The organism is Nonomuraea ferruginea (assembly GCF_039540635.1).
In the GTDB taxonomy this organism is placed as follows: Bacteria; Actinomycetota; Actinomycetes; order Streptosporangiales; family Streptosporangiaceae; genus Nonomuraea; species Nonomuraea ferruginea.
Genome location: NZ_BAABFD010000002.1, coordinates 273,673 through 296,447 on the forward strand (window position 1 = coordinate 273,673; position 22,775 = coordinate 296,447).

Genomic DNA, 22,775 nt, shown 5'->3' on the forward strand with positions numbered 1-22,775 from the left:
GGCACGGTCCACACTGACGACGCCGCACCAACAGGGAGCCATCGTGACCGACCAACCCCCCGGCGCCCGCCAGGGCACGCCGCGCAAAGCGGCCGTCGCGGCCTGGATAGGCAGTGCGCTGGAGTACTACGACTTCTTCATCTACGGCAGCGCCGCCGCCCTCATCTTCTCCAAGGTGTTCTTCGACGAGTCCGATCCCACCACGGCGACCCTGCAGTCGCTGGCCAGCTTCGGCGTCGCCTACGCCGCCAGGCCCGTGGGCGCGTTCATCCTCGGTCACGTCGGCGACAGGTTCGGCCGCAAGCGCATCATGGTGTTCACGCTCGTGCTCATGGGCGTGTCGACGTTCCTCATCGGCTGCCTGCCGAGCCGCGACCAGATCGGCGACCTCGCCCCGGTGCTGCTGGTCGTGCTGCGCATCATGCAGGGCCTGTCGGCCGCCGGGGAGCAGGCCAGCGCCAACTCCATGACCCTGGAACACGCCCCCGAGCACCGGCGCGGCTACTACACCAGCTTCACGCTCAACGGCACGCAGTTCGGGCAGATCCTGGCCACCGTCGTGTTCATCCCGGTGGCGGCCATGCCCGAGGAGCAGCTGCTGTCCTGGGGCTGGCGGGTGCCGTTCTGGATGAGCGTGATCGTGGCCGTGGTCGGCTGGGTGATCCGGCGCAAGCTGGAGGAGACGCCGGCGTTCGAGCGCGAGGTGGCCCAGGGCACGGTGCCGCGGATGCCGCTGTCGCTGCTCTTCCGCGACCACTGGGCGAGCGTGGTGCGGGTGGTGTGCGCGGCGCTGATCGCGACGGTCAGCACCATCTTCACCGTGTGGGCGCTCAACTACGCCGTCGAGAACGTCGGCCTGGACCGGGCCACCATGCTCTGGGTGAGCACCGTGGCCAACACCGCCGCGCTGCTGGCCATCCCGCTGTGGGCCATGCTGTCGGACCGGATCGGGCGCAAGCCCGTGTTCCTCATCGGAGCCGTCGGCAGCCCGATCATGATCTTCGCCTACCTGGCGGCGATCAACTCCGGCAGCTACCCGATGATCTTCCTGGTCGGCATCCTCACCCTCGGCGTCGTCTACAGCGCCTCCAACGGCATCTGGCCCTCGCTCTACGGGGAGATGTTCACCACCAAGGTGCGGCTGTCGGGTATGGCCATCGGCACCCAGATCGGCTTCGCCGTCGCCGGCTTCGCCGTCGCCTCGGCGGCCGGCATCGTCTCCCCCGGAGGCTGGCTCGGCCTGCAGGGCTGGGTCGGCGTCGGCATCTTCACCGCCATCCTCTGCGCGATCAGCGCGGTGGCGGTGGCCACGGCGCGCGAGACCCACAAGGTCCCCACGGACCAGCTCGGCCTCCCGCCCGCCGACCGCGTCACCACCTCCGCCTGACCCTTCCGTACGCGGCCGCGCCCTTCCCGGGTGCGGCCGCGTACGCATCTCCGGGACACGCACCGAAATACTGGTAATTACTGGAACCCCTGATACCCTCGCGCCATGAGTGACCGGCTGGACGAGCTCGAACGGCGCATCGACGAGCTCAGGGCCGGTGTGCGCAGGGCCATGCGGGCCAGGGACGGCTCGGCGGCCAGGGCGCTGCGGGCCGAGCTCCGCACCGCCGAGAAGGCGTGGGACTCCCTGGTGAGCGGCGAGAAGCCCGCAGGGAAGACGCAGGGGCCGCGGCTGGTGACCGTGCGCGAGCAGGTGCACCAGGCGCTGGAGCTGCTGGGCGCGCCCGCGCAGGCCCGGCTGGTGGTGGCGGTGAGCGGCGCGTTCCTGGCCGGCACGATCCGCAGCTCCCAGCTCACCAGCCTGCGCAGGGACGAGGAGCGCTCGTTCCGCTCGTCGCCGTTCGGGCGGCCCTACTACCTGTGCGCGGCGCTGACCGACCGGCTCTCCCCCGCCCGCGGCTACCTCACCGTCAGCACGTGGCCGGTGGAGCGCCGGGTGGTGGGCCCGCTCAGCCCTCGCGTCGACTTCCTCACCTGCGCGATCCGGATCGCCGAGCACACCGCGGGGCGGCGCTCGCCCGACGGCGACCGGCTGTTATCCAGGATGGCACGCAACATCCCTGGCGCCGGTGACGAGGTGCCGCCCGACCCGGCGCGGGTGGCCGAGGCGGCGCGGCGGGAGCTGGCCGTGCACGCCGGGCGCGACGCCGGCGACCGCGCGGAGCTGGCGGGACGCGCCGACACCCAGCTCGATGACGTGGCCCGGCTGTTCGGGGCCACTACGCTGACCACTGTTCCAAGATCAGTCATGGCTATGGGAGGCGGCCGATGAACCGGCTCGACGCGCTGCGCGGCACCACACCGCCGAAGCCGCACGACGCCAGGGCGATCGCCGCGCTGGCGGCCAACCCCGGCTGCACGCGGCGGGCGCTCATGGACGGCGCCGGGATCGACAAGGACGCCGTCGCCCGCCACCTGGGGTTCCCCGCCCCGTTCGGCCAGTCGCCGTTCGCGATCACCCGGGGCAACGCGTTCGAGGCGCTGGTGAAGGCCGACGGGTGCGCGGAGCTGATCCGGATGCTGCGCGAGCTGCTCGGCCTGCCGATCGACGAGGTGGCCTACCACGACGTGGAGAACGTCGGCGCCCACCTGCGCCACACCCACACCCGCGCGCTGATCGACCGCGCGGCCAGGGGCGAGGGCGTGGGCACCGTCTACGACCACCCGCTGTTCACGCTGGGCATCGCCGGCCACACCGCCTATCTGGAGCCCGACGTGGTCGCGTTCCAGCTCGGCGGCCGGTTCCACATCGTGGAGATCAAGTCGTTCGCGGTGGTCGACGGGCAGGCCGACCCGGCCGCGGTGGCGGCGGCCGCGCGGCAGGCGGCGGTGTACGTGCTGGCGCTGCGGACGCTGCTGGAGGAGCTGGGCCACGACCCGCTCCGGGTGGCCGACGACGTGGTGCTGGTCTGCCCGGAGAACTTCGCCAACCGTCCGGTGGCGACGCTGGTCGACGTGCGCCGCCAGCTCGCGGTGCTGCGCCGCCAGCTCTCCCGGATGACGAGCCTGGACCGGCTGCTGGACGCGCTGCCCGAGGACGTGACGTTCGACCTGGCGCCGGACGCCGACGGGCGGCCGGCCAGGCCGGTCGCGGAGCTGGCCGACGCGGTCCGCAGGGCGGAGGCCCGCTACGCGCCCGACTGCCTGTCCACGTGCGACCTGTGCTTCTTCTGCCGCGACGAGGCCCGCCAGGAGGGCGCGTCCGATCTGCTGGGCCGCGCCGTCCGCGACGAGCTCGGCGGGGTGGCGTCGGTGCGGGAGGCGCTGGCGCTGGCCGACGGCTCGCGCGCGCCCGCGCAGGGCCAGGAGGAGATCGCCCGGCTGCTGCGCGGCGCCGAGCGGCTGCGGCGGGAGTGCCTGGCGTGAGCCTGCTCACCTCGCTCGCCCGGCTGCGGGCGATCGACGAGGGCGTCGCGCAGCCGATCGCGACCGTCCGCCACTGCCACCTGTCGGCGCGGCCGATGGTGTTCATCCCGCTGAAGCTGTCGGGTGAGGCGGCGGCGCCGCTGGCCGCCATGCTGGGCACCGACCCCGCCGAGCCGCGGCTGCTGGCGGTGGCCCAGCCGCGCAACCGCGACCTGCGCTTCGCCTGGACGGCCGACCTGGCCGGGGTGCTGCTGCCGTACGTGGCGGGCTTCACGGCCGAGACCGAGACGGTGGAGCGGCGCGGCGCCGACCCGTACGAGCGGGCGCTGGACGCGCCGCAGCTGATCGTGCCGAACCGGGCCGGGGTGGCCTTCACCCGGCTGCTCGGCCGCTCCACCCGGTTCCGGCGCACCGACGGGCCGTTCCCGGTGCCGGAGGGGGTGCCGCTGCTCGGCCGGTGGCTGACGTACTTCGCCGAGCGCGCCGCGTACCCCGGCTCGTCGCTCATGCTGGCCGCGACCGACGAGCTGGCCCGCCACTGGGCGAGCGGGCAGAGCGCGCTGGAGGACGCCAACCTGGCGGCGCTGCTCGCCTGGATCACCGACGGGCCCGACGACGCGGCCGAGGACCCGCTGATCTGGCCGCCGGCCGGCCCGGCCACCGATCCGGGGTTCGACGCGGAGGTGCTGGCGCCGGCGATGGAGAGCGGATCGGCCGAGCGGATCACCGAGGCGCTGCGCACCCAGCTGGAGCCGACGTGGCGGCTGGTGTGGCGGGCCGTCGAGCTGCTGCGCGGCCTGGAGCCGGGCGCGAGCGTGGCGCAGCGGTGGGAGCACGACCGCGGCTCGTTCAGCGGCATGACCGCGCAGCTCGCGGAGGGGGCGCCGCCGCAGGCCCGCCGCGACGGCGCGGTGGCCGCGGCGGCCCGGCTCTCGCGGATGGAACGCGCCCAGGCCGCCTACGAGGTGCAGCGCGCCTACGACGACCCGCTGGTGATGGCCGAGTACCGGCTCACGGGCGAGGCGTTCGCGGGCGAGGTCGTCGACACGGTGCCCGGCAACACCGAGGGCGAGGGCCGCTCGCGCAAGCTGCGCCCGCTGGTGACGGTCAAGACCGACGATCCCGTACGGATCCCGCCCGGCACCTCGCTGGGCACGCCGGAACGGCGCGGGCAGGGGGCCGAGCTGGTGTCGGCGGGCGACGGCCTGGTCACCTTGAAGATCACCAAGGGCATGGGGCGGGGCAAGACCCCGGCGCCCGGCGCGGTGCCGGAGATCGGCGAGCGGGTCTGCTACAGCTCGCTGACCGACGAGTTCCAGGGCGCGGCGGCGCTGCCGGAGCCGGAGGCGACGCCGTGGACCCACGGCGGCCCGCCGCGCCCGTACGAACCGGCCGACGAGGACGCCCGGGAGGAGTGGTCGTGATCCCTGAGCCCACGCCTGAGCCCACGCCTGAGGAGGTCATCCGGCGGGTGCTGGCCGACCTGCCGGGCCACCGGGGCGTGGTGGTCGACTCGCCGCCCGGCGCGGGCAAGTCCACGCTCGTGGTGCGGGCGGCGGCGCACCTGGCCGCCACCGGCGAGCCGCTGATGATCGTCGCCCAGACGAACGAGCAGGTGGACGACCTGGTGACGCGGATCTGCGAGAAGCATCCGCGGCTCACGGTGGGCCGGCTGTCGGCGGGCGGCTACGTGCCGCGCAAGCGGATGCTGGAGCTGCCAGGGGTGACCTTCGGCACCCGCGTCCAGGACCTCGGCGATCCGGACGTCGTCATCGCCACCGCCGACAAGTGGGCCTGGATCAGCGGCCGGACGTGGCCGTGGGCCATCGTGGACGAGGCCTACCAGATGCGCTCCGACAAGCTGCTGCGCATCGCCGGGCTGTTCGAGCGGGCGTTGTTCGTGGGCGACCCCGGGCAGCTCGACCCGTTCTCCATCGTGGACGGCGACCGGTGGTCGGGGCTGTCGTGGGATCCGCTGCAGAGCGCCGTGTCGGTGCTGCTGCGGCACAACCCCGACCTGCCGGTGCACCGGCTGCCGGTGTCGTGGCGGCTGCCCTCGTCGGCGGCGCCGGTGGTGTCGCGGGCGTTCTACCCGTTCACCGGGTTCCGGTCGGGCACCGGGCCTGGCGACCGGCGGCTGGAGCTGGTCACCGGCGGCATGGGCACGGTGCACGACCGGGCGCTGGAGGAGGCGGCCCGCTCCGGGTGGGCGCTGCTGGAGCTGCCGAACCGGCACACCGTGCGCACCGACGCCGAAGCGGTGGAGGCGGTGGCGCTGCTGGCGGCACGGCTGATGCAGCGCGGCGCGGTGGCGAGTTCGGAGCAGGGCGAGCGGCCGGTGACGGCCGACCGGATCGCAGTCGGCGCGGCCCACCGCGACCAGGTGGCGGCGATCAGGAACGCCGGGCTGCCGCCGGAGATCACCGTCGACACCGCCAACCGGCTGCAGGGCCGCGAGTACGACGTGACGATCGTGCTGCACCCGCTGTCGGGGCGGCGCGACGCGACCGCCTTCCACCTGGAGTCGGGGCGGCTGTGCGTGCTGGCGTCGCGGCACCGGCACGCGTGCGTGGTGGTGGCCAGGGCGGGCATCGCCGAGCTGCTCGACGCGCATCCGTCGGCGGAGCCGGTGCAGCTCGGGGTGCCGGTGAAGTTCCCCGACGGGTGGGAGGCCAACCAGGCGGTGCTGGACCACCTGGCGGCCCACCGGGTCTAACCGGCTTCGACGGTGCGCCGCCAGATGTCGATGACGAGGACCGGGCGCATCCCCTCCGACTCGTACAGGCCCAGCGCGGGGGTGGTGTTGTTGGTGTCGACGTGCAGGATCGTGCCCTCGCGGCCGCGGGCGGCGTCGGCGGCGATGGCGGTGCGCAGCAGCAGGCGGCCCAGGCCCCGGCCGCGGAACTCGGGCCGCACGGCGAGCGTGTCGACGTAGCCGCAGCCCTCGTCGGCGGCGAACTGGTTGTTGCCGAGCACCATCGCGGCCGCGCGGCCGTCCACCCTGGCCAGGGTGAGCTGGCTCCAGTCGGTGGTGGGGATCGCCTGCCTGCGGGCGTACCAGCGGTCGTAGTCGACGTAGGCGTGGCCGAAGTGGTCGGCGAAGCCCTCCTGGTACACCTCGTGGGCCTCGCGGCGGACCTGCTCGTTCTGGCCGCCGTGCAGGGTGACGCCGGGCGGCGGCTCAGGTGGTTCGACGGGGCCGTCGAAGTCGACGCGCATGCGGTGGAAGCTGGTGGCGGCCGCGAACCCGTACCCGGTGACGAGCGCCTGCTTGGCCCGGTCGGCCCGGTAGACGCCGACGTCGGTGACGGCGGCGGGGTGGCCCGCCTCGCGGGCGAGCGCGCCCGCGCGCTCCAGCACGAGCGGCCAGAGCCGCTCGGCGAGACCGGCCACGCCGGGGCGGACGATCACGTCGGCGTCGACGATCTCGCTCGCGCCCTGGCGGCGCGCCCACGCCCAGCCGTCGAGGCGGCCGTCCGGGCCGTGCGCGAGCCAGGCGTCGCTGTCGAGGTCGAAGCCGGGCTCGGCGAGCTCGCCCGCGATGTCGTCGAGGGTGAGGTCGGGCCGTCCGAGCACTTCGGTGTCGCAGGCGGCGCTGAGCTCGTGGATGGCCGGGGCGTCTCCGGCACCCGGTCGGCTGAAGTGATGCATGGGGTGATTGTCATGGTTGTGCCCCTCGCCGCGCGCCGTATTTTCGTGGTGGTTAGGCTGTGAGGGTGCCCGACAAGACCCCGCTGCAGATCGAGATCGACTCGTCCGACAAGACAACGGTCCAGCTCGCGGTCCGCGGTGACCTCGATTTCGACACCGCGGACGAGCTGTCGTCGGTCCTGCTGGGTGACGGATTCGAGCGGGTGGACGTCGACCTGTCGGGGCTGGGGTTCATCGACTCGTCGGGGCTGGCGGCCCTGGTCCGCCTCTACCAGCGGGTGGCCGCCGAGGACGCGGTGCTGCGGGTGGTCGCCGTCACGCCCTATCTGCGCAACCTGATGCGGATGACCGCGCTCGACCGCCTGTTCGGCCTGCCGCCGGGCTGAGCGTCTCCTTCCGTAACGAATGCTTCGCCGGATCATGGGCAGAGGCATTCTCGACACGGAAGGGAGGCGCCGGTGGAGACCACGATGGCGCTGCGGCTGCCCAGGGACGCGGCGAGCGTGCCGCTCATCCGGCAGATGCTCGACGGCACGCTGAACTCGCTGGGTGTGGAGCCGGAGATCCGGGACGACATCGAGCTCATGTTGACGGAGGCGTGCTCCAACGTGGTCAAGCATGCCGCGCCGAGCGACGAGTACACGGTGAGCGCCATGGTCTACGACGATCTGTGCGTGATCCGGGTGGTCGACACCGGCCATGGTTTCGATCCGGCGTCGGTCAGGGACGCGACGCCCGGGTCCGAGAACGGGCGGGGGCTGCAGATCATGCGGGCGCTGGCCGACGACGTCCGCTTCACCAACAAGCGGGAGAACGGCGCGGTGGTGTGCCTGGAGAAGCGGCTGCGCTACTCACCGGGCGCGGCGGGGCCGCACTTCATCCGGACGTGAGGACGTCATGGCTCACGGCCGCTCCGCCGGGCGGAGCCGCCGTGTGTCAGGACGATCCCGCTCATCGAGGCCATCAGCGCCAGCCAGATGAGCACGGCCACCGCGATGCCCAGCACCGCGAGGAACGACAGGGAGAGGGCGACCAGCAGCGAGCCGATCGCGCCGAGCAACGTCCACACCCCGTCAGAGTTGCCCGCCGGTGCTCGTTCTCTGCAGTTTCATCGCGGTCAGTTGCCTGTTATGTGGCGATATATCCCTCTTACTCGGTGGCTCCGTCGGGCGCCTCCAGCCGTCCCGGCAGCGCGTCCAGCCGGCGCAGGATGACGCCCTCGCGCAGCGCCCACGGGCAGATCTCCAGCCGCTCCACCTCGAACAGGTCCATCACCGCGTCGGCCACGATCGCGCCCGCCGCGAGCTGGGCCGCCCGCCCCGCCGACACGCCGGACAGCTCGGCCCGCTCGGCGGCCGTCATGGCGGTCAGCTTGGCGGCCCAGTCGGCGGTGTCCTGGCGCGACAGCGAGCGCGGCACGTGGACGCCGTCGCTGGACGGTGCCGCCCCGGCGATCCTGGCCAGCTGCTTGAAGGTCTTGGAGGTGGCCACCGCCCGGTCGGCCCCGCCGTAGCGGACGACGGAGCCGACGGTGCGGGCGATCTCGGCGCGCACGTGTCGGCGCAGCCGGCGCACCTCGTCGGCGGACGGCGGGTCGGCGGTGAACCAGTCGCGGGTCAGCCGCCCGGCGCCGAACGGCAGCGACACCGCGACGTCGGGCTCCTCGTCGACCCCGGCCGCGATCTCCAGGGAGCCGCCGCCGATGTCGAAGGCCAGCAGCCGCCCGGACGACCAGCCGAACCAGCGGCGCACCGCCAGGAACGTCAGCCTCGCCTCGTCGCGGCCCGACAGCACGTCGATGAGCACGCCGGTGTGCCGCTGGACCTTCTCCAGCACCCGCTCGCCGTTGGCGGCCTCGCGCACGGCGGAGGTGGCGAAGGCCAGCAGCTCCTCCACGCCCTTGTCCTCGGCGATGACCACGGCCTGCTCGACGAACGCGCGCAGCCGGTCCACGCCCTCGGCGGACAGCTTGTCGTCCGGGCCGAGATGCTCGCTGAGGCGCAGCTCCTCCTTGTGGGAGAACGCCGGAATGGGACGGCCGCCGCGGTGGGCGTCCACGACGAGTAAATGGACGGTGTTCGAGCCGATGTCCAGCACGCCGAGTCGCATGGCGATGACGCTACAGGCAGGCGCTTCGCCCGCGAAGCGGAGGCCGGGGGGCGACGACCGCGTGATCGTGGGCATGCCGGGGCGACTACCCTTCCTAGAGGTCGTGACACATGGGAGGAGCCAGATGAGCGCGTGCTGCGGGCCCGCCAGGGAGGCCGTCACCGGGGCGGACGCCCCCGAGGCGCCGGTCCTCGTGATGCCCGGTCCGGCGCGGCGGGAGCCGCCGCGCGGGATGGTCCGCGTCCCGGGCGGGACGTTCTCGGTGGGCGGCGACGACCCCGACGCCAACCCGGAGGACGGCGAGGGCCCGGTCCGCGAGGTGAAGCTGGATGCGTTCCTGATCGACCCGACCTGCGTGACGAACGCGCAGTTCGCCAGGTTCGTGAAGGAGACCGGATACGTGACCGAGGCCGAGCGGATCGGCTGGTCGTTCGTGTTCCGCCAGTTCGCCTCCCGCGGTGTCATGGACGCGAGCGTGCCGCAGGCGCCCTGGTGGGTCGGGGTGGAAGGAGCCTCCTGGCGCTCCCCCGAGGGGCCCGGCTCGTCGATCGGCGACCGGCAGAACCATCCGGTGGTGCAGGTGTCGTGGCACGACGCGACCGCGTACGCGCGATGGGCCGGCAAGCGGCTGCCGACGGAGGCCGAGTGGGAGACGGCCGCCCGCGGCGGCCTGCGGCGGACCCGCTACCCGTGGGGCGACGAGCTGGCGCCGAAGGGGCGGCAGCGGTGCAACATCTGGCAGGGCCCGTTCCCCTCGGCGCCGAGCAGGGGCACGATGCCGGTCAAGTCGTTCCAGCCGAACGGCTACGGCCTCTACAACGTGGCGGGCAACGTGTGGGAGTGGACCGCCGACTGGTGGGACACCCGCTGGGAACCGTACGCGGAGAACCCCACGGGCCCGGCCGAGGGCACCATGAAGGTGATCAGGGGCGGCTCCTACATGTGCCATGACTCCTACTGCAACCGCTACCGGCTGGCCGCCCGCACCGCCAACACCCCCGACTCGGCCACCGGACATACGGGTTTCCGGTGCGCGGCCATAGTCTGAGCCCATGTCACAAACCCTGCGACTGCTGATCACCGGCGGCGGCACCGGTGGTCACACCTACCCGGCCCTGACGACCCTGACGGCCATCCAGCGCCGGCAGGTGCCGCACGACGTGCTCTGGGTGGGCACGGCCAACGGCCTGGAGGCCAGGATCACCGCCGAGCACGGCATCCCGTTCAAGGCGATCACGACGGGCAAGCTGCGCCGCCGGCCCAACCTGCGCGAGCTCGGCACCAACCTGGCCGACCTGTTCCGCATCCCCGTCGGGGTGTTCCAGGCGATCGGCCACGCCGCCCGCTACCTGCCCGACGTGGTGCTGTCGACCGGGGGCTACGTGGCGGTGCCGATCGGGGTGGCGGCCAAGCTGATCCGCAGGCCGCTGGTCATGCACGAGCAGACGACGGTGGTGGGGCTGGCCAACCGGATCCTGTCCAGGCTGGCGACGCGGATCGCGCTGTCGCACGAGTCGTCGCTCGAACACCTGCCCGCCAAGGCCAGGGCCAAGGCCGTGGTGACGGGCAACCCGATCCGGCCCGAGCTGCTGCAGGGCAAGCGGGCGGCGGCCTACGACCTGTTCGGGCTGACGTTCGAGGTGCCGCTGATCTACGTGACGGGCGGCGCGCAGGGCAGCAAGCAGATCAACACACTGATCGCGGAGGTCCTGCCCAGGCTGCTGCCGCACGCCCAGATCGTCCACCAGTGCGGCCCCGCCTGGATCGAGCAGATGCGGGCCGTGGAGCTGCCGCCCGAGCTCGCCGACCGCTACCACCCGGTCCCCTACGTGGGTTCCGAGCTGGCCGACCTGTACGCCGCGGCCGACGTGGTGATCTCGCGCAGCGGAGCCGGCACGGTGTCGGAGCTGACCGCGATCGGCAAGCCGTCGCTGCTGATCCCGCTGATCCCGACGGGCGGCGACGAGCAGCGCAAGAACGCCGGCTATCTGGTGTCGGCGGGCGCGGCGCGGGCGCTGCTGGAGCCGAACCCTGCGGCCGACCAGCTGCTGGCCGAGCTGATGCCGCTGCTGGCCGACCCGGGCCTGCGGGCGGCGATGGGCGAGGCGGCCCAGAAGCTGGGCCGCGTGGACGCCGCCGACGTGCTGTGCGACCTGCTGCTGCAGACCGCCCAGCCCGCCCGGCCCGCCGCGGCCTAGGACCGCTCGCCCGGCTCCAGGTGGCGGAAGGCCTCGTGCGCGGAGCTGAGGCTGCGCCGCAGCGCCTGCTCCAGCTGGTCGGCGTCCTCGGCGAGCCGGGCGATCTCCGGCACCGCGAACGCGTCGGCCCCGGTCTCGGCGACCAGTTCCTCGTACTGGTGGATCCGGCCGCGCAGCTCCTCGACCTGCTGGTGGGCGCGGAAGGCGCGCTCGGCCTCGGTGACGTTGGCCGCGTAGCGTTCCAGCGCCTCGACCCGCGCCACCACGGCTTCCTCGCTGCTGTCGAGGGCCCGGGCGAGCGGTTCGGCGACGGCCGCCACCTCGGGGGTGACGGCGCCGGTGACGGTCTCGCGGTGTCTGGTGCGCAGCGCCGACAGCTTGGCCAGCAGGCGGGCGATCTCCCACTCCTGGGCGGGCAGCATCACCGCGTTACGCACCCCGTCGAGCAGCCCTTCGGCGTTGACCGACGACTCGTTGACGGTGGCGATGGCCCGTTGCGCGCGGGCCAGCAGCCTGCGCGAGGCCTCGTCGAGGTCGTCGGTGAGCACGTAGCGGCCCTCGTACCAGCGCAGCTGCTCGTAGACCTCGCGGGCGAGCACGGCCTCCTCGTCCTCGTCGGTGAGGTCGTTGCGGATGAAGGCGACGAGGAGCACGGGCACGCCGACGAAGGCAAGCAGCAGCAGGCCGATGCCGCGGCTCATCAGGCCGAGCGCGATCAGCAGCACGGCGACGGCGGTCACGGCGACGGCCACGCCCTTGGACTGGGCGACGCCGGCGCGGGGCGGCGGCTCGGGAACCCAGCCGCGGCGCATCCTGACCAGGACCTGGCCGCTGTCCCTGATCAGTCGCGCGTCCTCCGGTGGCACCCCTGGATCCACCACGACTTCCACAAATCCGGATCCTATGGGAACTCTGCCCTTCGAGCTCGATTCTTTGTACGACAAACGGCGTGCGACCCTCCCTGTGGCGGACGGCGGGGTGAACGGCCGATCACCCCTGTAAGTGGCGGAACGCTTCGTGGGCCGACGTGACGCTGTCGCGCAGCGCCTGTTCGAGCCGGTCGGCGTCCTCGCTGAGCCGGCTCAGCTCGGGCACGGCCGAGTCGTCGGCGCCGGACTCGGCCAGGAGCTCTTCGTAGCGGGGCAACTGGGCGCTGAGCCGCGCGATCTGGTCGCGGGCGTGGTAGGCCCGCTCGGCCTCGGCTACGTGGCCGGCGTAACGTTCCAGCGCCTCGACCCGGGCCACGACCGCGCGCTCGCTGCTGTCGAGCACCTGGGCGAGCGGCTCGGCGACGGCCGCCACCTCGGGGGTGACGCCTTCGGAGACGACCTCCCGGTGTCCGGACCGCAGCGCCGACAGCTTGGCCAGCAGGCGGGCGATCTCCCACTCCTGGGCGGGCAGCATGACGGCGTTGCGCACGTCGTCGAGCAGCCCTCCGGCGTTGACGTGGGACTCCATGACCGCGTCGACGGCGGCCTGGGCACGGGCCATGAGCCGGCGGGCGCTCTCGTCGAGGTCCTCGCGGAGCACGTAGCGGCCCTCGAACCTGCGGGCGCTGTCGTAGACGTGCCGCTCGACCACCTGGCGCCGCTCGGCCTCGGCGTCGGGCCTGGGTTTGGCGAGCACGCCGGCGATGAGCAGCGCGGCCAGCGTCATGACGACGACGAACGGGGTGTAGAGGCCGGCGAGGAAGAAGTCGAGCCCGGCGCCGACGGCGACCAGCGCGACGAGCGTGGTGGTCATCCGGGTGACGAGCCCGAGGGCCGGCGGATGACGCCTGTTCGGCGGGGTCCACCCGGCGCGGATGCGCAGCAGGAGCTTGCGATGGTCACGGAACAGGTCGGCCGTCTCGGCAGGCACCGTCGGCTCCACTACCACCTTCGCATGACGACCCGGCACATTAAGGATCCTATGTGGCGGTCTGTCCGAACGTCAGCCTTCTAAGTAGCGAAAAGCCTCATGCGCGGAGGTGACACTTCGCCGCAGGGCGCGTTCCACGGAGTCGGCGTCCTCCGCGAGGCGTTCGATCTCGGCGACGGCCATCGTGCCGGCGCCGGTCTCGGCCAGCAGTTCCTCGTAACGCGGCAGTCTGGCGCGCAGCTCCTCGATCTGCTCGCGGGCGTGGTAGGCCCGCTCGGCCTCGGCGACGTGCCCGGCGTAACGTTCCAGAGCCTCGACGCGCGCGACCACGGCCGCCTCGCTGCTGTCGAGCGCGCCCTGCAGGGGCTTGAGCACGGCCGCGACCTCGGGGGCGAGGCCCCGGCCGAGGAGTTCGCGGTGGTCGGCGCGCAGCGCCGACAGCTTGGCGAGCAGGCGGGCGATCTCCCACTCCTGCTCCGGCAGCAGGAGGGCGTTGCGCGGGCCGTCGAGCAGCCCTTCGGCGTTGACGTGGGAGCGCAGCACGGTGCCGACGGCCTGCTGGGCCCGGTGGAGCACGGCCGCGGCCTCCTCGTCGAAGTCCTGCGGGATCAGGTAGCGGCCGTGGTGCCGGCGGGCCTTCTCGTACAGGGCCCGCTCCTGGGGCCGGTGGTCGTCGTCGACCGCCTCGCTGATGTTGGCGATCTTGACGAGGACGAGGAAGACGAACCCGCCGAGCAGCAGGAACCCGGCGGGCGCGGCCGGCGAGTCCAGCAGCACGGCCATGAGCGCGATGACCAGCGGGGTGGCGGCGAGCAGCGCCACGCTGGAGGTGTTGCGCCGCCTGGCGGGGACCGGCAGGGCGGCCGGGGGCACCCAGCCCGTCCGGATCCTCGACAGCAGCGGGGCGTTCGCGCGCAGCATCCCCGCGGTCTCCGGCGGCACCGCCGGATCGACGACCACTCCCACGCTCTGCCCTGGCACCTCGGCGCCCCCAACGCTCCTCTGTTCCGGATACTACGAAACATCCCGCTCGGGTGTCAGCCTCGCGAAGGACAGGCCGGGGAACCACCAGTTGCGGTCGCCGAGCACCTCCATCGCGGCGGGCACCAGGACCATCCGCACGATCGTGGCGTCGACCAGCACTCCGGCGGCCAGCCCGACCCCCATGACGCGCAGCGCCCGGTCGTCGAACGCGCCGAAGGCGGCGAACACGCAGAACATGATCGCGGCGGCGGCGGTGATCACCCGGGCGGTCCCGGCGAGCCCGGCGGCGACCGCGGCGCTGTTGCCCAGCCCGTTCCGGTACTCCTCGCGGATGCGGGAGACGAGGAACACCTCGTAGTCCACGGACAGCCCGAACGTGATCACGAACAGCATCATCGGCACCCAGGCGTCGATCGGCCCGCTGGTGCCGAGCCCGAGCACGTCCCACTGGAAGACGGCGACGACCACCCCGTACGCGGCCCCGATCGACAGCAGGTTGACCAGGATCGCCTTGACGGGCACCGCCACGCTCCTGAACACGGCCATGAGCAGCGCCAGCGAGGCCAGCAGCACCGCGCCGACCGTCCACGGCAGCCGGTCGGCGGCGTGGTCGGCGAAGTCCACGGCGGCGGCGGTCGAGCCGGTCACCAGGACGGGCTCCGGCAGCTCGGCGCGGAGCCGGCGCAACAGGCCGGCGGTGGCCTCGTCCTGCTGCGCCGTGGCGGGCACGACGAGCGCGGCCCGCTCCCCCAGCGGCGTCACGCCCGCCACTCCAGGGGTGGCGCGGGCCCGCTCGACGGCGGCGCCGAGCGGGCGGTCGGAGGCGAGCACGAGCGGCGCCCCGGCGCCCGGCCCGAACGCGCCGGCCAGCAGGTCGTGGGCGCGCCTGGTGGTGTCGGTGACGGGCCGGTCGGACGCGTCCGACCAGCCGGTGCGCAGGTCCAGCGCGGGCAGCGCGAGCCCGGCGAGCAGCGCCGTCGCCAGCAGCCCCGCCGTCCACGGCCGGCGCTGCACGGCCCTGCTCCACCGCGCCGACCACGGCTCCCCGCCGGTACGGGCCGGCAGCGAGAACCGGTCGATCCGGTGTCCGATCACGGTCAGCAGCGCGGGCAGGAGGGTGAGGGAGGCGAGCATGACCATGAGCACGCCGCACCCCGCGGCCACCGCGATGCCGCCGCCGAGCCCGGGGCCGAGGAACACGATGCCGGCGCCGGTGACGATGACGGTGACGCCGGCGAACAGCACGGACCTGCCGGCGGTCCGCATGGCCGTGCCGGCGGCTGTCTCGACGTCCTGGCCCTCGTGCAGGCCGGTGCGGAAGCGGGTGACGATGAGCAGGGCGTAGTCGATGCCGACGCCGAGGCCGAGCATGATCGTGAGGTACACGGCGAAGTCCGGCGTGGCGACCAGGTGGCCGAGCAGGGCGAGCAGGCTGGTGCCGGAGACGACGCCCACGACCCCGATGGCGATCGGGAGGGCGGAGGCGAGCAGCGACCGGAACGCGTACAGCAGGATCACCGCCGCGGCCACCAGCCCGACCCCCTCGGTCAGGCCGCCGGGGGTGAAGTCGGCGAAGTCGTCGCCGGCCAGCTCGGCGGTGACGGCCCCGGCCTCGAAGCCGTCACGGACCTCGGCCAGCTCGCGGGCGGCGGTCTCGTCCGGGTAGTCGATCGGGATCGTGCCGACGGTCCCGTCCGGCGAGACGCGTGCGTACGAGGTCTCGGCGCGGACCCCCGGGACCTCGTTCATCCTCGTGAGAAGCCCGTCCACGGCTTGACGGGCGGCCGGGGACTCGACCCCGGCGGGGGCGGACACGACGAGCGTGCCGGGCGGTTCGGCGGGTGCGGGCCCGAGCAGCTCGGCGGCGCGCCCGCTCTCACTGCCGGGCAGCGCGAACTCACCGGCCACCGGCGCCGGGTTCCAGGCGGCCCCGGCGACGAGCGCGGCGACCAGCGCCAGCCAGCCCAGCAGGACCAGCCGCCGGTGGCGGATACAGAATCGGATCATGCCGCCGACGCTACGAACGACCCCCCGCACCGGTCGTCAGCCCACCGCGGTCCCCCGCCTACCACACCCGCGGCATCCAGCACCGAACGACGGAGAGTCAAGGGCGGGTGAGAGTCGTCCCCCACCCGCAGCATCGGACGGCGGGGTCAGAGGCGGGTGCGGGTTGCCCCCCCACCGCACCCGGCACCGGACAGCGAGGGGTCAGAGGCGGGTGCAGGTCGTCCCCTACCGCACCCGCTGCGTGGTCAGGGGTGGTGGCCGGGGCGGGTGAGGCCGGTTTCGTAGGCGAGGACCACGAGTTGGGCTCTGTCGTGGACGCCGAGTTTGGTCATCATGCGGTTGACGTGCGTCTTGACGGTGGCGGGGCTCATGAACAGCTCGCCGGCGATCTGGTCGTTCGTGCGGCCGTGCGCGACGCGGGCGAGGACCTCACGCTCGCGGCCGGTGAGGGGGGCGAGCCGGTCGTCGTTCACGCCGGGCCGGGCGGCGAACTCCTCGATCAGCCTGCGGGTGACCCCCGGGGACAGGAGGGCGTCACCCCGGGCGGCCACCCGCACCGCGTGCCGGATCTCGGCCGGTTCCGCGTCCTTGACCAGGAATCCGCTGGCACCCGATCGGAGCGCCTCGTACACGTACTCGTCCAGGTCGAAGGTGGTCACCACGACGACGCGGGTGCGTCCGGAGACGATGCGGCGGGTCGCCTCCAGCCCGTCGACGCCGGGCATCCGGATGTCCATCAGCACCACGTCAGGCCCGAGCCGGGCCACCTCGCGCACCGCCTCGGCCCCGTCGGCGGCCTCCCCGACGACGGTGAGATCGTCCTCCGGGTCGAGCAGCGCGCGCAGCCCCGCCCGGACGAGCGGCTGGTCGTCGGCCAGCAGGACGGTGATCACGCGGGCATCCACGCCGCCACCCGGAACCCGCCCGCCGGACCGGCGCCCGTGGTGAGTCTCCCGCCCGCGGCCTCCACCCGCTCGGCCATCCCCCTCAGCCCATGACCTCCCGCGTCCAGACCGGGGGTGCCGGACGGGCCGGTGCCGTCGTCGTCCACGCGCACGCGCACGCCCGCCTCCTCGTACGCCAGCGTCACCGTGGCGCGGGTGGCGCCCGCGTGACGGATGGTGTTGGTCAGGGCTTCCTGGACCACCCGGTAGACGGCCAGGTCCACGGCGGGCGGCAGCGGCCGGGGCTCGCCGGTGGTCTCCAGCGTGACCGGCAGCCCGGCGGTCCTGGCCAGGGCGGGGAGCTGGGCGCTGCCGGGCAGGGGATGCCGGGGCCGGAGCACGCCGAGCACGCCCTTCATCTCGGCCAGCGCCTGCCGGCTGGAGTCGCGGATCACCTGGAGGGCGTCGCGGGCTTCCGGCGGCCCGCCCGCGCGGGCGACGGCCTCGGCCGCGACGGCGGCGTGCAGCGCGATCACCGACACCGTGTGGGAGGTGACGTCGTGCAGTTCCCTGGCCACCCGCAGCCGCTCCTCCTGGGCACGGCGCAGTGCCTCCTCCTCGCGGCCGCGCTCGGCCTCGGCGGCGCGGCGCTCGACTTCGAGGGTGTAGGCGCGGCGGGCCCGCGACACCTCGGCGGGCTGCGCGGCGACGAGGACGAGCAGCGCCCAGATGACCACGGCCACCGCGTTGTCCACCCCGGGGTGGAGGACCGCCGCGACCGCCGGCACCGCGACCAGGAACGCCGCCCCCGCCCAGCCCGCCGCCCGGCGGCCGGTCGAGATGGTGGCGAAGACCGAGATCAGCGCCGGAGCGGGCCAGAACGCGTACGCGTAGCCGAGGGTGAACAGGGCGGCGACCGCCCCGGCGCTGATCGCCAGCGCGACCTCCGGCCTGCGGGGCAGCCAGGCGAGCGCGAGCACGGCCGTGACGAGCAGCGCGTAGCCGGCCGGGTCGAGGGGCGTGGCCCCGGGCTGGTTGTCGTAGGCCATGACGGTCGAATACAGGACGACCACCGCCATGCCGCAGACCAGGGCGAGCGTCCTCACATGTTCACGGTAGTGCGCTCGTCCCCCGCCGCGCGATACCGCGGTCGCGGTATCCCGTGTACGGCGAGCGCGGCGGCGACGCAGGCCGGCGGGATCGCGGGCAGCACGTACCGGTGGTCGAAGTCGAGCGCGGCGACCGGCGCCACCAGGAGGAACGCGGCGAACGCCCACGGCAGCAGCGCCGGCCGCCGCCGCCCGACGGACCCGGCGGCCCCGGCCAGCAGCAGCACCCCGAAGAGGGTCCCGTGCAGGAACCACGGGTACGGGTAGGCGGCCAGCACCGATCCCCACGGCTCCACCGACCGCATCCCCCTGATGTCCGGGTCGTAGTCGGCGCGGACCGCGCGCACCAGCTCGTTGTCGGGCACGGTCCAGACCCCGTACGGGAACGTGGAGGTCGGCGTCATCCGGTCGGGGTGCGGCACCGGCTCCCAGGTGAAGGCGAGCGCGGTGTCCCCGGCGATCTGCCGCAGGTAGTCCAAGGGCTGGGCGGCGATGGCGCGCAGGGCGAAGGACCTGGCCAGGTCGTTGTACGCGAACCGGTCGCCGGGCAGCAGGTTGAGCGAGGCGCCGGGCGCCCACACGTACTCGGAGGCGGCGTCCATCACGGTGCCGTTCGGGCAGAGTCGCGCCTCGGCGGGCGGCGGCTGGATGACCGAGCAGTCGGCGAACGTCATCGTGCGGGCCCATAACGCCACGCCGTCGGAGCCGCTGAGCGCGAACCGGTCGTGGTGGCGTTCGTACCATCCGGCGTAGGCGAGCAGCGGCAGCGCGCCGGCCACCAGCAGGACGGCCGCCCGCCGGCGCCGGCCCCGCCTGAGCAGGAGCCAGAGCGCGGCCAGGCCGATCAGCGGCACGGCGGCGGTGCGGGTGAGCCCGGCCAGGGCGAGCAGCAGGCCGGCCCCGGCCGCCGCCCGCGCGGTGACCTCCTCCCGGCGGCCCAGCACGAGCAGCGCGGCCATCACCAGGAAGATCGCCTGCAGGTCGGACAGGATCGCGTGCTCCAGCCGGACGAACGACGGGTCGAACAGCACCGGCAGCGTGGCGAGGGTGGCGCCCCAGCCGGGCAGCCCGCGCGAGCGCAGCAGCGCGTACATCAGCACGGCGACGCCCAGCCCCATCGCGTGCTGCACGCCCGCCACGAGTTCCACACTGTGGAAGGGCCGCAGCAGCCACAGGAACGCGGAGTATCCGGCGGGGTGGAAGGCCCCGTTCGGCCGCATGCGCACGGCGGTGTCGAGGTACGTGAACGAGTCGTACCAGTACACCATCGCGGTGTCGTACCCCAGCATGACCAGCACGCGCAGCGCGGCGGCGAGCACGAGCACGGCCGCGAACAGGCGGTGGCCGGCCGGTCGCGCCACGGCGGAGCGGCCTGGCGGGACACGGAAGGCGAGGACGGACGCCATGGCAGAGGTTCCCCCGGACGGGCCGGGCGGATCCCGGCGCGGAACCGCGGTTCAGCGGTCGGCGGATACCCTAGCGGTACTTGATCAAGCTATGTCGGCATTTATCCCGCAAAGTCCGGGCGAGCCGCTCATGGGCTGTGGATCTTGCGGAGCACGTCCTCGGGGATGCCCGCCTCGACGAGGCTCTCCCAGCTCTCGAACCGTTCGGCGATCATAGCTTCCACGAGCGGCCGCAGCAGCGCGTGGTCGGCGCCGGCGTGCAGCAGCTCGCTGACGATGCGGCCGCGGCCCGCGAACGGCAGCCGGGCGCCGTCGATCGTGACCGCGTGCGCGATGAGCGCGAGCAGGCGGGCGTCGGGCGGCAGGCCGGGGGCGGTGGCGGCGGTGATCGCGTCGAGGTAGCGGGCGAGCCGGTCGTCGGGGTTCAGGGGCTCGCCGGTCAGCAGGTCCCGCAGCAGCCGGGGCAGGCTGGCGACCCGGCCCCGCGGGCGCAGCAGGAGCGGCGGGTCGGCGCCCTCGTCGAGCAGGTCGGCCAGCAGGTCGGTGTCGGGGTTGAGCAGGTACGCGCGCTCGGCGAACACCCTGATCCGGTGGCGCAGCACGGTGGCCCGCCGCCCGAGGCCGTGACCGAACCACCAGCCGAGCCCGTCGCCGCCCGGCGGTTCGGCCGGCCCGCCGAGCAGGATGTCGCGCTCGCCGTGCTCGGAGACCCGCAGCGCGGGCATGGCGGCCAGCAGCCCGCTCCAGCCGCCGTCGCCGAGCTGGCTGCGCCACAGGTGGGCGTGCGAGGTCCACCGCGCCAGCGGGTCGGGGCCGCCGAACAGCTCCGACACCCGTACGGGCGCCGCGGACGCGGCCACGATGAGCAGGGTGAGGTTGGCGGAGTAGGCGGCCAGCCGCCGCGTGACCGGCCGCCGCACCGGCTCGAACGCGGTGAAGGAGCGCCGCCGCCGCTCGTACAGCGACTCGCGCAGCAGCACGCCGAGCAGTTCCACGGCCCGCTCGCGCTCCCGCGCGGGCAGCCCGGCGAGCAGCTCGACGGCGAAGCCCACGATCGGCCCGCGCTCGGCCAGGCAGGAGAACGAGGTGACCGCGTACAGCAGGTCGTCGTCCAGGTCCTGGGCGGGCGCGGCGGCCAGCTCGCCGCCGGTCAGGTCGTGTCTCCTGACCAGCTCGCGCACCGCGAACACGGCCAGCCAGCCGACGAGGAACTCGCCGAACGTGGCGTGCGCGAACTCGTAGCCGTCTGTCCCGTTCCCCGTACGGTGCGCGGACGTACGGCGCGCGAAGAAGAACCGCCTGGTGGCCCGGTCCGCCCCGCTGCCCGGCCCGCACAGCGCCGCCAGGTCGGCGTCGAGCGCGGCCGCCGCGGCGACCGGCCGGCCGCGGGCGAACATCGACAGCGCGACCGCCCCGAGCCGCACCAGCTCCCGGTCGACGAGGGCGCGCAGCCGGGGCGGCGGCAGCCCGACGGCGGAGGCGTCCCTGGCGACCTCGCGGCGGGCGAAGCCGCGGATCAGCGCCTCGTACAGCTGGGCGCGGCCGATGGGGCCGGCGCCGCGCACGCCGTCCCCCGTGGCGTCGTGCAGGGCGAGCAGCAGCAGGAGCAGCGGCTGCGTGGCGAGCTCCGGGTGGGCCAGCGCGTCGCCGGCGGACAGCGGGGCGCGGTCACGGCGGGCGAGCACCGCCCGGTTGGCCTGGTCCCAGATGTCGAGCCAGCGCCGCACCTGGTCTTCCTCGAACGGGCGCAGCTGCAGCACGACCAGGCCGTCGGGGAAGCGCACCCGGTCGGCCACGACGGTGCGACCGGTGACGACGACGGCGACGGGCCGGCCGACGCGGTACTGCCTGGCCTGGAACTCCTGGATCTGCTCCAGGTAGTCGTGGCGGCCCTCGCCGGCGGCCTGGACCAGCTCGTCGAACCCGTCGAGCAGCACTACCGGCAGGGCCCCCTGCCCGGCCTCGACCAGCTCCTCGAAGCGCACGTCCTCACCGAGCGAGGTACGCAGCCCCTGGTCGATCTGGGACAGCACGGTGGACTCCGCCACCACGTCGTGCAGCCGCACCCGGATCGGCAGGAACTCCGACCCGGCCAGCCGCGCGGCCAGCACCTCCACCAGCGTGGACTTGCCCGCGCCCGGCTCGCCCAGCACGACCAGCGGCGCCTGGGTGGCGCCCAGCGAGGTGAGATGGCCGACCAGGAACGCCTCGGTGTCGGGCAGCGCCCGCTGCCCGGCCCACCAGCTCCTGGCGGCCGGCCTGGGCGGCTCGGCGGCGGTCGCCGCCAGCTCGGCGACCCGGCAGCGCGGGGTGATGTAGCCCTCGCCGAGCAGCGGCAGCGTCACGTCATCCGGCGGCTCCCGGCCGGCCATCAGCGGCTGGTCGAGCGCGCCGGCGGCCAGCCGCACCAGGTGGATGACGGGCCGGTCGCCGGTGCGCGGCGGGGCCAGCTCCGCCAGCAGCCGCGCCACCCGCGACAGCCCGGCGCCCGGCGGCGGCTGCTCGGCGGCCAGGCTCCACCTGCCGAACTCGGGGCGGTCCAGGGCGAGCAGCCGGTAGTCCTCGTCGTAGACGCGCAGCGCGTGCGCCTCCGGGCCGTCGGCGAACAGCGCCGGCAGCCGGGCCCGGTCGCCCGCCGGCAGCTCGCCCCACACAGGCAGGCCGCGCGCGTACGACAGGAGCGCCTCCGACATCCGCCGGTGGACCAGCCGCACGGCCCGCCGAGTCTCCTCGTACGGGCGATGCGGCTCGGGCGTCGGCAGCCCGGTGGCGAGCAGGCTCCTGACGAGGGCGGCGTACCGCTCGGCCGCCTCCGGGTGGCGGGTGTGGTCCAGTCGCTCCAGGGTGACCGGGGGCCTCGCCTCCTCGCCCAGGGCCTCGAAGTACGCGGAGACCACGATCACGGCGTGGGCCGCGGCCAGCCGCCGGGTCCTGACGAACCGGGTGTCGCCGCCGCGCCGGGCGGCGACCCCGCGCACCGTGTCCTCGGTGTAGCGGACGATCTCGCCGCGCAGCTCCACCAGGCCCGCGGCGGGCACGGCGGCGCCGCCCCAGCCGGTCGGAGGCACGGCCGCGGCCCGCTCGACGGCCTTGGCCAGCCGGGGCCGCTCACAGCCGAGGATGTCCAGCGCGCCCGCGTAGCTCAGGATGTCCGTCATCGGCGTCTCCGAAGAGCGTGAGAGCTCCCATCATGAC

The 22,775-nt window shown here is 74.1% G+C and carries 20 protein-coding genes; 9 read left to right on the forward strand and 11 right to left on the reverse strand.

Annotated elements, in window-relative coordinates:
* Window positions 1-43: 43 nt before the first annotated feature.
* From ABD999_RS04585 to ABD999_RS04605, 5 genes are all read left to right on the forward strand, one after another.
* The gene (locus ABD999_RS04585) at window positions 44-1,387 is read left to right on the forward strand and encodes an MFS transporter (protein WP_219544367.1); all 1,344 of its coding nucleotides are present in this window, start codon (window positions 44-46) and stop codon (window positions 1,385-1,387) included.
* 105 nt (window positions 1,388-1,492) lie between these two features.
* On the forward strand, window positions 1,493-2,278 hold the full coding sequence (locus ABD999_RS04590) for a hypothetical protein (protein WP_271277444.1): 786 nt from the start codon (window positions 1,493-1,495) through the stop codon (window positions 2,276-2,278).
* The gene (locus ABD999_RS04595; RefSeq protein WP_148032011.1) at window positions 2,275-3,372 is read left to right on the forward strand and encodes a hypothetical protein; all 1,098 of its coding nucleotides are present in this window, start codon (window positions 2,275-2,277) and stop codon (window positions 3,370-3,372) included. Before ABD999_RS04590 ends, ABD999_RS04595 begins: the two co-directional genes overlap by 4 nt.
* A complete protein-coding gene (locus ABD999_RS04600) occupies window positions 3,369-4,796 on the forward strand; it encodes a hypothetical protein (protein ID WP_271277443.1) in 1,428 nt (475 codons plus the stop codon). The genes ABD999_RS04595 and ABD999_RS04600 overlap by 4 nt, the downstream gene beginning before the upstream one ends.
* Window positions 4,793-6,088, forward strand: a complete 1,296-nt coding sequence (locus ABD999_RS04605) for an AAA family ATPase (protein ID WP_271277442.1) — start codon at window positions 4,793-4,795, stop codon at window positions 6,086-6,088. Before ABD999_RS04600 ends, ABD999_RS04605 begins: the two co-directional genes overlap by 4 nt.
* Here the strand turns inward: ABD999_RS04605 and ABD999_RS04610 are convergent.
* Window positions 6,085-7,023 carry a GNAT family N-acetyltransferase gene (locus tag ABD999_RS04610; protein ID WP_345482584.1) on the reverse strand — a complete coding sequence of 313 codons (939 nt, stop codon included), beginning with the start codon at window positions 7,021-7,023 and terminating at the stop codon, window positions 6,085-6,087. The genes ABD999_RS04605 and ABD999_RS04610 overlap by 4 nt on opposite strands.
* A 65-nt stretch (window positions 7,024-7,088) precedes the next feature.
* Here ABD999_RS04610 and ABD999_RS04615 point away from each other — a divergent pair, with 65 nt between their 5' ends.
* Together ABD999_RS04615 and ABD999_RS04620 are read left to right on the forward strand one after the other, a co-directional pair.
* Entirely contained in the window at window positions 7,089-7,409 is a 321-nt protein-coding gene (locus ABD999_RS04615) for an STAS domain-containing protein (RefSeq protein ID WP_271279209.1), read from the forward strand.
* Window positions 7,410-7,481: 72 nt separating this feature from the next.
* Entirely contained in the window at window positions 7,482-7,913 is a 432-nt protein-coding gene (locus ABD999_RS04620; RefSeq protein WP_148032014.1) for an ATP-binding protein, read from the forward strand.
* 5 nt (window positions 7,914-7,918) lie between these two features.
* Here ABD999_RS04620 and ABD999_RS04625 read toward each other — a convergent pair whose 3' ends face one another.
* A complete protein-coding gene (locus tag ABD999_RS04625; RefSeq protein WP_187281195.1) occupies window positions 7,919-8,092 on the reverse strand; it encodes a hypothetical protein in 174 nt (57 codons plus the stop codon).
* An 80-nt stretch (window positions 8,093-8,172) separates the two neighbouring features.
* Window positions 8,173-9,132: a Ppx/GppA phosphatase family protein gene (locus ABD999_RS04630; protein WP_148032015.1), complete on the reverse strand. Its 960-nt coding sequence runs from the start codon at window positions 9,130-9,132 to the stop codon at window positions 8,173-8,175.
* Window positions 9,133-9,256: 124 nt separating this feature from the next.
* On the opposite strand from ABD999_RS04630, the gene ABD999_RS04635 reads away from it, so the two are divergent.
* Together ABD999_RS04635 and ABD999_RS04640 are read left to right on the forward strand one after the other, a co-directional pair.
* Window positions 9,257-10,180: a formylglycine-generating enzyme family protein gene (locus ABD999_RS04635; protein ID WP_308248874.1), complete on the forward strand. Its 924-nt coding sequence runs from the start codon at window positions 9,257-9,259 to the stop codon at window positions 10,178-10,180.
* 4 nt (window positions 10,181-10,184) lie between these two features.
* Window positions 10,185-11,330 (forward strand): UDP-N-acetylglucosamine--N-acetylmuramyl-(pentapeptide) pyrophosphoryl-undecaprenol N-acetylglucosamine transferase, encoded by a 1,146-nt coding sequence (locus tag ABD999_RS04640; RefSeq protein ID WP_148032017.1) that lies wholly within the window; start codon window positions 10,185-10,187, stop codon window positions 11,328-11,330.
* Here ABD999_RS04640 and ABD999_RS04645 read toward each other — a convergent pair.
* The 8 genes from ABD999_RS04645 to ABD999_RS04680 form a co-directional block, all read right to left on the reverse strand.
* Complete coding sequence (locus ABD999_RS04645; RefSeq protein WP_148032018.1) at window positions 11,327-12,220, reverse strand: hypothetical protein; 894 nt, start codon at window positions 12,218-12,220, stop codon at window positions 11,327-11,329. The genes ABD999_RS04640 and ABD999_RS04645 overlap by 4 nt on opposite strands.
* Before the next feature lie 100 nt (window positions 12,221-12,320).
* On the reverse strand, window positions 12,321-13,190 hold the full coding sequence (locus ABD999_RS04650; protein WP_271279208.1) for a hypothetical protein: 870 nt from the start codon (window positions 13,188-13,190) through the stop codon (window positions 12,321-12,323).
* Between the two features lie 72 nt (window positions 13,191-13,262).
* On the reverse strand, window positions 13,263-14,156 hold the full coding sequence (locus ABD999_RS04655; RefSeq protein WP_271279207.1) for a hypothetical protein: 894 nt from the start codon (window positions 14,154-14,156) through the stop codon (window positions 13,263-13,265).
* 48 nt (window positions 14,157-14,204) lie between these two features.
* Window positions 14,205-16,181 (reverse strand): MMPL family transporter, encoded by a 1,977-nt coding sequence (locus ABD999_RS04660; RefSeq protein ID WP_271279206.1) that lies wholly within the window; start codon window positions 16,179-16,181, stop codon window positions 14,205-14,207.
* 245 nt (window positions 16,182-16,426) lie between these two features.
* Entirely contained in the window at window positions 16,427-17,074 is a 648-nt protein-coding gene (locus ABD999_RS04665; RefSeq protein ID WP_271279211.1) for a response regulator, read from the reverse strand.
* Window positions 17,071-18,171 carry a sensor histidine kinase gene (locus ABD999_RS04670; protein WP_187281196.1) on the reverse strand — a complete coding sequence of 367 codons (1,101 nt, stop codon included), beginning with the start codon at window positions 18,169-18,171 and terminating at the stop codon, window positions 17,071-17,073. The genes ABD999_RS04665 and ABD999_RS04670 overlap by 4 nt, the downstream gene beginning before the upstream one ends.
* Complete coding sequence (locus ABD999_RS04675) at window positions 18,168-19,580, reverse strand: hypothetical protein (protein WP_271279205.1); 1,413 nt, start codon at window positions 19,578-19,580, stop codon at window positions 18,168-18,170. The genes ABD999_RS04670 and ABD999_RS04675 overlap by 4 nt, the downstream gene beginning before the upstream one ends.
* A gap of 128 nt (window positions 19,581-19,708) precedes the next feature.
* On the reverse strand, window positions 19,709-22,738 hold the full coding sequence (locus ABD999_RS04680; RefSeq protein WP_271279204.1) for an NACHT domain-containing protein: 3,030 nt from the start codon (window positions 22,736-22,738) through the stop codon (window positions 19,709-19,711).
* Window positions 22,739-22,775 lie beyond the last annotated feature (37 nt).